Annotated in this window: 8 protein-coding genes; 6 read left to right on the top strand and 2 right to left on the bottom strand. The window is 37.7% G+C overall.

Features of this window, described 5'->3' with window-relative positions; genetic code table 11:
- Positions 1-187 precede the first annotated feature (187 nt).
- Entirely contained in the window at positions 188-1072 is an 885-nt protein-coding gene (locus tag BCELL_RS18895; protein ID WP_013490389.1) for a hypothetical protein, read from the bottom strand.
- A 587-nt stretch (positions 1073-1659) separates the two neighbouring features.
- On the opposite strand from BCELL_RS18895, the gene BCELL_RS18890 reads away from it, so the two are divergent.
- Complete coding sequence (locus BCELL_RS18890) at positions 1660-2913, top strand: PTS sugar transporter subunit IIC (RefSeq protein ID WP_013490388.1); 1254 nt, start codon at positions 1660-1662, stop codon at positions 2911-2913.
- A gap of 163 nt (positions 2914-3076) precedes the next feature.
- Here the strand turns inward: BCELL_RS18890 and BCELL_RS18885 are convergent, their stop codons facing one another.
- Positions 3077-4639: a methyl-accepting chemotaxis protein gene (locus BCELL_RS18885; RefSeq protein WP_041808419.1), complete on the bottom strand. Its 1563-nt coding sequence runs from the start codon at positions 4637-4639 to the stop codon at positions 3077-3079.
- Between the two features lie 523 nt (positions 4640-5162).
- Here BCELL_RS18885 and BCELL_RS18880 point away from each other — a divergent pair.
- The 5 genes from BCELL_RS18880 to BCELL_RS18865 all read left to right on the top strand — a co-directional run bounded on the left by BCELL_RS18880 (position 5163) and on the right by BCELL_RS18865 (position 11218).
- A complete protein-coding gene (locus BCELL_RS18880) occupies positions 5163-5678 on the top strand; it encodes a hypothetical protein (protein ID WP_013490386.1) in 516 nt (171 codons plus the stop codon).
- Between the two features lie 207 nt (positions 5679-5885).
- On the top strand, positions 5886-6035 hold the full coding sequence (locus BCELL_RS22710) for a hypothetical protein (RefSeq protein WP_013490385.1): 150 nt from the start codon (positions 5886-5888) through the stop codon (positions 6033-6035).
- Between the two features lie 47 nt (positions 6036-6082).
- A complete protein-coding gene (locus BCELL_RS22940) occupies positions 6083-6235 on the top strand; it encodes a hypothetical protein (protein WP_013490384.1) in 153 nt (50 codons plus the stop codon).
- A gap of 1268 nt (positions 6236-7503) precedes the next feature.
- Positions 7504-8526: a CAP domain-containing protein gene (locus tag BCELL_RS21810; protein WP_013490383.1), complete on the top strand. Its 1023-nt coding sequence runs from the start codon at positions 7504-7506 to the stop codon at positions 8524-8526.
- A gap of 244 nt (positions 8527-8770) precedes the next feature.
- A complete protein-coding gene (locus BCELL_RS18865; protein ID WP_013490382.1) occupies positions 8771-11218 on the top strand; it encodes a TPM domain-containing protein in 2448 nt (815 codons plus the stop codon).
- The last annotated feature ends 319 nt before the right edge of the window (positions 11219-11537 follow it).

Genomic DNA, 11537 nt, shown 5'->3' with positions numbered 1-11537 from the left:
AAAGGCAGGGGTGAGACTACGTAGATGCAAAGCATGAAGGTGGCTCACCAGCCGCCCGCGGAAAGCGAGTTTGCACAGGTCTCATCAACTTCTATATTCAAATAACTTTATACTTATTAGTCTACACATAAGTGTAAGTACTTTTTCACTGGTTCCGAACCGTCCCCATTAGCTGAACATACTCAAGCTATTTTGCCATTACACTTACCGACATTTGGTGACGTGGCCAGTTTATTTCTATCGATAGAGATTGAGGCTCTAAGTCATCCGGAACAACAAATTTATTATTTTTATCGGATATTGTTTCCGAAAATATCGTACCTCCCATGATATACGTTATATCTGCTGTGAAATTCTTAACCATACCTTGATTTAATGAAAGAGATATTATATCCCCTTCGTTGATTTCGTATATATCATATTGCGGATCTTGCAAAATCCCCTTAGGTAGAAGGTATGGATCAAAAACATGATAATTTTCAAATCCAATAGAATCGTAACTTGCTCTATTTAAAGAAACCTCAATTTCTCTGTCGTTAATCTTTATAACAGGTGAAGGGAACCCATTACGCTCAAGTTGTTCCATCTCCATCGAGACTTGGTAGTTATGTATCCCAACAGGAATAAGTGAAATAAAAAGAACAACGACAGGCACCATACTCATCAAAAACTTACCTTTTTTACTTGTATATCGAGGGTACTCATCAAACATGAAAAAGACTGCAGCAACTACGATTGCAAGAGAAGCGACTTCATGCTCCCCTTTAAAAAGAATGACGCTCGCCAGAATAGCCGCCCCTATATGAACGAAAAAGTTAACGGAAATTCGAATAAATCCATTCAACGACCTAGTAATCCACCCCGCTAAGACAGTTACCGGAAATGCCGTCAACAAAATAATAGGAAGCCCATACACGGAAAACCAAAGTACAAAAATAAACGAATCCTCTAATTGATAAGCTGCGCCCATCCGTTCAAAACTAAATATATGAAGTATTATAGGCCATAAAAACAATAAAACAATATAGACGATCATGCTCTTAGCAGTAACTATTAATTTTTTTTCAAACATTAATTCCTCCTTCTCCCCAACTGTTTCTCACTCATAATAGACATAGGGGGATCAACCAGATCAATAGTTTTGGCTTCCTCAAGGGATGCTATTTTGAATCTTCCGATCGATCAATTTATCATAAAATTTCTTCTGCTCAATAGCTTCATAGAATCTGTTAACTTCATTACCTTAGTAGAAGATTCTAAATGGAACTTGTACCCCTTGTTTTTTTGAACAAAGATTGATAAAAAATTGTTATAATCAGGAGTCCATGCAGAAACCAAATACCTATATTCTATATTTTACCAGATAGAACATTTTAATGAAATACAGTGGCTAACAGGGACGGACCTTCCTTGCCAAACTGCTAAACGGCTAACAGGGACGGTTCTCACTTGCCAAATAGTTCTCTTGCACTATAAAATATGAGACAATTGTAATCTCAAAGAAACTTACGGCGCGCTTATTCTATTACAATGCTATTTTTTGGGGGTTAGTTATGATAGTTTTGGTTAATGAAAGGAAAATGAGAACAGTTCGGCGAACGAGAACCGTCCCCATTAGCCCATTAGCCTCATTAGCCAGAAAGAGGGGGGAGCAATTAGATGAAGAAGATTATTGAATGGATGAATGAGTCATTTGCACCTAGAATGAATAAGGTGACTCGTAATCCATGGGTAGCTGCTATACAAGGAGCGATAACTGGCGTTTTACCACTCATACTTGTCGGGTCTCTTATCACTCTTATTTCAATATTAAATGATTATATACCGGGCATGCCCAATTTGCATCCGATAAGTGATTTTTCCTTCGGGCTTATCAGTTTGTTTATTGCCTTTTTAGCACCGTATTACATCATGGATAAGCTTCAGAAAGAAGATCGTCGACTTGTAGCGGCCCTTACTGGAGTAGCTTTGTTCCTCATGCTGTTAGCACCTGAATTTACAGAAGGTACAATAACATTTGCATTCGAACGTTTTGGCGCTAACGGAATGTTCGTGTCTCTTTTCGTCGGAATATTTGTTGGATTCGTGTTTTACCAGTTCAGTAAATTTTCATTTTTTAAAAAATCAAGCTCTCTACCAGATTTTATCATCGTTTGGTTTGATACGATATTACCAATATTATTCCTGCTAGTAACTGGCTGGTTGTTGACCATTGTAGGCAGCTTTGATCTATATAGTGGAATTTTAAGCGCTTTCGAACCGTTAAATAAAATAGGACAAAGCTTTATCGGCTTTGTATTTATTACTTTTATTTGTGTTTTCCTGTACTCTTTTGGTATTAGTCCATGGGCGCTGTTCCCAATTTTATTTCCAATTTGGATTGCTGGAGTCGAACAGAATTCAATACTCGTCAGCCAAGGGTTATCTCCAAACAACATTCACGTAATGGAAACTTTAATCGCTTGGATATGGTTCGGTGGAATGGGGTCGACACTACCACTCGTCATCCTAATGTTAGTCTCTGCGAAATCTAAACACTTAAAGGCGCTCGGAAAGGTAACGATTACACCATCCTATTTTAATATTAATGAACCGGTGATCTTCGGAACGCCTATCGCGTTTAATCCGATACTTATGGTGCCAATGTGGTTAAATGGGATCATGTTACCAACCGTAACCTATATTATTTTAAATGTTGGGATAGTAGATATTCCACAATCAGTCATGCATCTCTGGTATTTACCATTTGGTATTTCAACCTTCATTATTAGCCCGAGTTTTCAAGCGATTATGTTACTATTAGTAAATTTAACGATCGCATTTATCATCTGGTATCCATTCTTTAAAGTTTTTGATAATCAAAAGTTAAGGGGAGAAACTGATAAGCTGCATAGTGAAAACTTAGAAGGTTAAATGAACAGGAAATGAGCTGTGAGGTTTATACACGTCATTCATACGACTAACAGGACATCAGAAGCGGGTGTGAAAACTTTAAACATTGTTCCATAATAAAAAACATCTCATTAAGAGATGTTTTTTGATATATAGGATAAAACTCTGGATTGTTAAGCTTTCATTACGTTATTTCTTTTAATTTGTTTTCAATTTGTTTTATACTTTGTAAACTTGTAGAGTTGCCATCCAACAAAGTTTCTAGCGTAGCAATTAATTCTTCTAAAGAAGCGCTAGATTGTTGACTAACAGAAGCTAACTCTTCCGTAGATGAATGAATGACATCTACTGTTGAAGTAATATCTGTTATTAAATTGTTACTGTCCATAGAAAGCTGAGTTACCTTTTCGATAGCTTCGTTAATCTCATTAAATGATTCATTTGTTTTTTTCGTTACATCATAGCTTTTTTCCATCTGGTCCCCAACGTGCAGCATTCTTTTTCTAGTTAAATCTGATTGAGACGAAAAATGCTCGAGGTGTTTCGAAATTTGTTCAGCAGCCTGTGAAGTCATATCAGATAATTTTCTAATTTCATCTGCAACTATTGCAAATCCTCTTCCGTGTTCTCCCGCCCTTGCAGCTTCTATACTTGCATTTAGCGAGAGTAGGTTTGTTTGCGCTGCTATTTCCATAATAGTATTACTGAATTGATTTGTTTCTTCTAGATTTTTTATGAGATCACTAATGTCAACTGACATGGAATCAACTTCTAGTTTAAATTCGTTAATTGTTGATGTTAATGTTTCAATTTCATCTTGTCCGTTGCTAGATAATTGTAATGCGCCAGTTGCCCCAGTTTTTAATAGCGACATAGAATGCACCATCTTCTGCATGCTTTCACGCATCGCTGTTACTGATTCATTAATTTCTACAGTAGCTTCATTTTGTGAATTGACACCACTCGCAATCTCTTGGAATGTTGCGTTCATCTCACTAAAGGAACTGTTATTATCTTCACTTGCAGAAGAAACAATATTAAAATTAGATGTGACATTCGAAACAAGTTCCACCATTTTTTCTTTCTCTTCTTTTTGCTGCTCAAGTAAAAGCTGGCTATCTTTTCTAAATTTAGACATTTCAGCATTAATGTGTTGTGTTACTTGAAGTAAAGCCAGCATTAATATTGTGATTAAAATATAGTAGATGATGTAAGTGATTTGATCTTCACTACTAATATTTAATAGATCGTTCTGTAAAAACAAAATATAAGCTAGCATAAGGAAACCATACACTTGGACAGTTAACGATATTTTTCGATTCATATAAATAAGTGCAAGTATGATTAAATAGTAAATTGAAAATACATTGGTTAAGGCAGGCATAAATATTAAAGAAAGTGTCGTTGATATTGCTGTTCCACCAATAGCAATATAAGGGAGAAACCCTATTAGCTTTCTTTTAAAATGTAAAAGGGCAAAAACACTTAATATAAAGATTTGAGTACCCATTAACATCCATAGATAACTAGTAATGTCACCCCCCATTGATAATATAGGAGCAACTGTTAATATACTAACAAATAAAATAGCTTTAAATACTATTGCATTACGTTTAATTAGATCTCTTTGTTCTAGTGTAAAATTACTATCTTTGTCTTTTTTTACAGATTGTTCTTTCATATACTCACCCCATCCTCCATTAGTTGAAAAAACATACTTACTATCAATATACATATTTCGACGCATTTCAACTACACTTCAAGGATTTTCAGGTAAAATAGTCCTATTTCGGCAAGTGGGGACGGTTCTTGTTTGCCATTTCAAGGCAAACAAGAACCATACCCATTAACCCAAATGAAGGCAAACGAGAACCGTCCGGAATCAGTGAAAAAGTACTTGCATTTAGAGAGCCTCCTAATAAATATAAGGTTATTAGAATATAGGGGTTGAAGAGACCTATGCAAACTCGCTTTCCGCGGGCGGCTGGTAAGTCTCCTCTATGCTGCGCATCTGCGGGGTCTTACCTCTGCCTTTACTCCCTCAGGAACGAGCGTTTCTTCGTCGCTAATGCTTCGAGTTGTCTCGACGGATACGCTTCAAAGAATATGCTCGTAGAGGAAGAGGCAGTTACCTCGTTTGCTCCGGTCTCATCAACTCTTTCTCTAATTAGGTATTTTGAATAATAATGCAACAATATATTAATTTTTACACTTTTTCACTGGTTCCGAACCGTCCCTATTAGCCAAATTTAAGGAGGTGAAATGTAATTTTGGACACAATTCATGCAATTGCTAGTGTAGTTTCTCTCATATCATTTGGTGTGGCATTATGGACCATTTCTGTTACGAAGGAAATGCAGAAGGAAACAGAGGTTTATAGAAAGCAAGCTTTAGAGGCTAGAAAAGAAGCAGAAAATATGAAACAGAAAATGCTTGAGAAAAAGAGGAAATCAGATCTTATTGAGAAACTTAAAGTAGTAGAACAAGAATGTGTAATCGCTCATCGAACGATAGATGATTTGATGAATACTAAACAAATAAAAAGTGAACACATTGTTAGCTTAAGTAAATTTCAAAAACTAATGAAGAAAAATGAAAAGAGTTTACACGTTTCTTTTACTACTGTACAATCGTTTGATCGCGCACTAAAAAGCATTGTAAATGAAAGTAACTATAGCACCTTTATTTCAGATGCATTTGATTTAAGAGAAGCCGTTAATGTAGTGAACACAAAATATCATGAAAAGAGAGAGGAGATCACGAAAGAATTAGAGGAGTTGGATTGAGAGTAAGGCGAAGGAGAACCGTCCCCCTTCGCCTGTTTTTTACCAAATCTAAATATATTTGTAATTGGGAGATTTCTGTCAAATTCATAGGCTTTTTATAAGATTATGAATAAATATTCGTCAATTTACTAGAATTTGTATGTTGATTAGTAATACATACCTATATTATTGTAAGGGGAGTGATTAATTAGTACTAGGAGGGGTTGCGTGGAAACGAAAGATTTAACTAAGCTTATGCTAGAGATTAAGCAAAATGCCGATAAAAACCCTAGTGTTACAACATCGGAAATGATGGCACTAATACAAAAAAGAATGAGTAATACGTTGAAAATTGATCAAAAGGAAATAATCAAGTAAATACTAGAACAATTGTGGTTTATTCATCAAAGTCAGGCGGGTGTCTTATGAAATCCTTCGATACGTATCCGAAAACAGTAAAAAAAACAGTAAGATATATAAAGCAGGATGCTAGTCTAGAACAAATCAAAAAAATAGAAGACCTCATATTGAAATCTATTCAAGCGAGGAAGCAAGAGCTGGTTAATAAAGGTTCATGAGATTCTTTGTATAAAATAGCTAGGATTTTAGTACATAGATAATTTTCAGAACAATCGAATTCTTTTCAGCCGACAGTAGGGAAGCTGATAGATTTAGGCAATGAAAGCCTGTTAGGAAATTGGTTAATAAGAACCGTCCGAGACCGCTGAAAAAGTAGGGATCTTGATATTTTATTGTATTAATATTCAATATATCTAATTATAGAAAAGGTTGATGAGACCGGAGTAAGCGATGTAACTGTCTCTTCCTCTACGAGCAGATGCTACGGAGCGTATCCGTCGAGACAACTCGAAGCATTAGCGACGAAGCGACGCTCGTTCCTGCGGGAGAAAAGGCAGGGGTGAGACTACGTAGATGCAAAGCATCAAGGAGGCTCACCAGCCGCCCGCGGAAAGCGAGTTTGCACAGGTCTCATCAACTTCTATATTCAAATAACCTTATATTTATTAGTCTATACTTAAAGGATAAGTACTTTTTCACTGGTTCCGAACCGTCCCTGTTTGCCGCCGAAATGGCGAATGAGAACCGTCCCCCTTAGCCTTTTGATAAGTAATGGACGTATTTGATATGGTGGAAGGAGCTTTTTTTCATAAATTCCTCGGCATTTTCATGAGCTTCATTGCTATAGTACATTTTTAAATAAAGGTTAGCCTTACGATTATGCCAGCTACGTAAGAAAGAATAATACAATTTTTGAACCATATTATCATCCCCTTTAGGTTGTTATTACCCAGTTAAGCATACATGTAAACATATATTCATTATAAATTATCATTGGATAATATTTCTATGAATCAAATGTTATGTTTAGAAGTGTGCCGTTGTGCTTATTTTTCATGTGTTGGATGAAAAAATGATAGGTATATTTTAGCTTCAGGACACTTCCTTTCTCTAGGTAATTGGTAAGCACCGCGGTCTAACAATACTATCACTGAAAAATACAGAACAACTTCATTGCCCTCCTCACACTCTGTAGACCATACCTAATCTGCTTTTCCCCAGGACCCTCGTCTTCAGAAAGTTCAACACTTTCATTTTCACCTGAAAAAGAGATGATCATATGCACCATCGCACTACTTCAAATGGGATATGACTAATTATAGCGAACGAAAGTCATACGAACAGTCGATGTAAAAATGATTCTCCGGTCCCTTTATGTTAATAGTATAATAGTTCATAGGGGTTCAATATCGTGAACATATAAAAGTTCTATCAATCTAGTAATAACATCTCATATTTGAAGCTAGAAAGGTGCGGAGGAAATGTAATGAATAGAATAGTAGAGACAGTCCAATTATTTTTTTCTAAAGTGAAGCGAATGGACAAAAAGTCGATTGTGGCTACATCGCTCCTTATTCTCGTTCTCACAATAGGGTCAATATACATCGCTTCGTCGCTTGCTACTCAAAATGAAGCAGTTGACGCTAGCCCTGATGAGCATATTGAGGAAGACGACGAAACAGTAGAGGAAATAGAGGAACTAGTAGATGATTTGGAGACAGCTGAAGCTGATGAAGAAGAGGATCAGAAAGCAGAACGGGAAAACGAAGATGACCGTGATGAAAACAAAGAAGAGGAAGCAGATGATGAGCAATTAGCTAAAGAAGATGATTCCGAAGAAGATGTAGAGGAAACGCCTATTGCAACAAAGACACCGGAGCAGGAAGAATCAAAGCAAGCACCTGCAAGCACCGACAGCAATAGTACATCTAAAGAAGAACCGAAGCAGGAAACCGAAAAAAAGCAGCCACAACAAAATAATAGTAAAGAAAGCACCCCTTCAAAAGAGGAGCCTAAAAAGCAAGAGCCAAAGAAAGAAGAACCAAAGAAAGAAGAACCAAAAAAGGAAGAGCCACCAAAAGAGGAACCTAAGCAAGATAAAACAAACGGTTCGATTCCTTCGAATCATTCTGTTAGTAGCTTTGAAAAGGAAGTGCTTGGGTTAACAAATGCTGAACGGAAAAAGGAGGGGCTTTCTGAATTAAAGCTGCATGTGAACTTGAGCTATGTAGCAAGGCAGAAATCAACCGATATGATTCAAGTAGGTTATTTTGCACACAACAGTCCAACTTACGGTTCTCCATTTGATATGATGACTTTTTATGGCATCAGTTATAGAGCAGCTGCTGAAAATATTGCTCATGGGTTTTCCACACCGGAGAGCGTAGTTAACGCATGGATGAACAGTCCTGGGCATCGAACGAACATCATGAATGGAAATTACACGCACTTAGGTGTCGGCTACGACGCCAATGGCCATTATTGGACACAACTGTTTCTTTCGCAGTAAAGAGAGGACATCTCGCACTCGATATTGACTGACGACAAAACACAAACCCGTTATGAGAAAACTCATGACGGGTTTTTCCTGCTACTTTCAAAAGGAAAATATGTTCCTTTGCGGATAGCAAAAATAGCTGTATCACTTATTCGTCTGAAACTTATTCCCATTTTGATACGTAAAAATAAGTATGAAAGCTATTATATGCTGATCGTTGGCTTTATAATGAGGATAGATAATTTGGAGGTGGAATATGAGACAGTTTTTGAAATCAACGGTATGTGCACTCTTCATCGTGATGTTATTTTTTCCACTTTATGGAGAAGCTGCTGTTTCGATTCATGATGATGGAAATTTTTTTAGTGGAAGTGAAATAGAGTCAATACGAGACACATTTGATCAATCTCAGCACGACTATTATATCCAAACATTAAACAGCTTGGATGGCGCCGGAATAAGCCAGTACGCCTCTAATACTTTAGAAGAGGTGCGTACTGAAGGCTATTCTGCAGTACTCGTTATATCTTACGAGGAAGGTGAGGTGTATTTAGAAATTGCGAATGGCACAGATATTGATCGTGCGATCGGTGGGCAGTCGATTGAGCGTATGTTAGATGATACATTCATTCCTGAAGCGCAAAATGGGGAGTTCGGTGCAGGTGTAGAATCACTTCTTGCATATATAGAAGGATTAGAGGTCTCAGAAGGCGGGGCAACGACACCACCGCCACCTGCAGAAGGTAGCGGTAATACAACTACACAAGCAAATTACGGCTTTATTGTTTTTATCGGTATTTTTATAACTATACTCGTTCTAGTTTATCTTTTCTTTCTTTTTTCTCAACGAAAAAAAGCGAAGGAGTACTATACAACGGTGCAGCAAGCGCATCGTCAACTCCTTTCTAAAGTGTATGAGCCCTATAACAAAACGAACGAAAAGGTCAGCATAACGAAAGGCAGTACGAAGACATTATTTGAAAACTTAAATGGACAGCTTCTCTCATTGCTAAAGAAAGTACAAGAACGTGAGCAACAACTAGAAGCACAACCGATCCCATGGTCATCATTCATGAAATTCTATCAAGCTATAAAGCCACTTGAGGCAGAATGTAAGGATGATCTGGCCGAGTTAGAACGGTTAATTGCAGAAGTCGATGGCCAAGTGAAAAAAGAGTTAGAGACTTCGCAAAAAATAAAGGATTTATCTGAAACATTACAGCATCAAAATGAAAAATTCACGGCCCTTTCAACAGAAACGAATAGACAATTTCAATCGTTACTTGAGCAAAAGGACAAAGTCACTCGTCAATTAAATGAAGTAGTCGCATTAGAGGATGCCTTTGATTACCTCGCTGCGAATGATGAACTTGCAGACGTAAAAAAAGTAGTTGTCACGTTTAAAGAGGAGCTCGCACTATTAAGTCAATTACTTGAAGCGCATGAGCAAATCGCCACACATATAGATGAAAAGCAAGAGGAAGTATCGTCGTATATTAAGCGTGAGCGTCTCATATTAGCGGATGAAGACCCATTTGTTTTTATTGAAGATGCACGCGATTACGAAGTGAAGCTAAATCAGCTTCTTGATGAAGGGAAGGCTTCTGAAGGAAGTGAAGTATTGAATACAATTTATCAACGATTAGACGAAGCGAAAAATCGTGTTGAAAAGCTAGTCGAATATCGAGATACAACGAAGGAACATGTGCAAACTTTAGCAACCGATATTCAACAATATAAAAATAAAGATAATGCCTTTGCAAATGAGCTAGAAAGGCTGAACAATAAGTATGCACATCTTCATTGGTCTCATTTAGAAAAACAATTTAATGAAATGAATGATCTTGTAAATGAGATCGAAGTGACTTTACCTCATATCGAGCAATTGTTAAACGATGATGTCCAACAATATAAAAAGAGCTTTGAGGGAATGCGCGTTCTTTTAGAAAAGTTCGACGCCACGAAGCGTATATATGCCGAATGCTTTCATACGTTTGACAATTTAGAAGAAGAGGCGAAAACGATCGCTGCAACTGTGACAGAGCTACAAGAGAAGCTTCAAGATGCATTAACGACAAAGGAACAAAACCGATTGCCTGTGAACGAACGACCACTCGAAGCAATCGAAAAAAATCTTGTGGAAGTGAAGGCTGCACTTGATACTGTGCCAATTGATCTCACAAAAGCGAAAGAGATTACAAACGAAACGAAGCGGGGAATAGATGAATTTACTAGTGAAGTAACCTTCGTTTTAAATGAAAAAAGGAAAGCGGAGCGCGAATTTGAAGACTTGAAATCAGCCTATAGCAACGCAGAAAGACGCTATGCTTCAGGGTTCTTCTCATCTAACTTCAGGTCCCGCTTTCAATCATGTGAATCGCAAATTCGTGCGTATATGGAACGCGGCAACTATCAAGGTGTGATGGGTGAAATTAAGATTGGTAGAAGAATCATTCAAGACATGAAGGATGAACATGATCGTATTGAAGCGAGACGACGTAGGCAAGCGATGCAAATGTCAAGACGCACGACGACATTCGGCGGCGGATTTGGCGGCGGCTTCGGTGGTGGTTTCGGCGGAGGTGGCTCTCGCGGAGGCGGAAGCGGATTTGGTGGATCAAGAGGTGGCGGGTCCAGCTTTGGTTCACGAGGCGGTGGTGGAGGCTTTCGCGGTGGTTCGCGCGGAGGCGGACGAAGGTTTTAATGCCCTTCAATTATACACGTAACAGCTATACATGCTGAGAACGCTAATAAGAAAAAAACTTAAACTAGCTTTGTGAAGGAGGGCACTGAAAAAGTACAAAACAACTTTTTCAGTGCTCTCTTGTGAAGCTAGTTTTTAGTTTTACAAATTCATTCTTTAAGATGCCCACTTATCATATGGTCTCTAAACCTACGACGAGTCGACTGGAAAACAACAGTGCAACTTTTTTCAGCGCGTTTAGATTGAATGACAATGGCTCCGCTCTTTTATCGCTTACTATGAAATTGGTCTTTCAAAGGAGGGTGCGATGGCTACACTA

This window comes from Evansella cellulosilytica DSM 2522, assembly GCF_000177235.2.
In the GTDB taxonomy this organism is placed as follows: domain Bacteria; phylum Bacillota; class Bacilli; order Bacillales; family Salisediminibacteriaceae; genus Evansella; species Evansella cellulosilytica.
The sequence above is the reverse complement of the archived record's forward strand: the minus strand, read 5'-3'. Positions and strand labels throughout refer to the sequence as shown.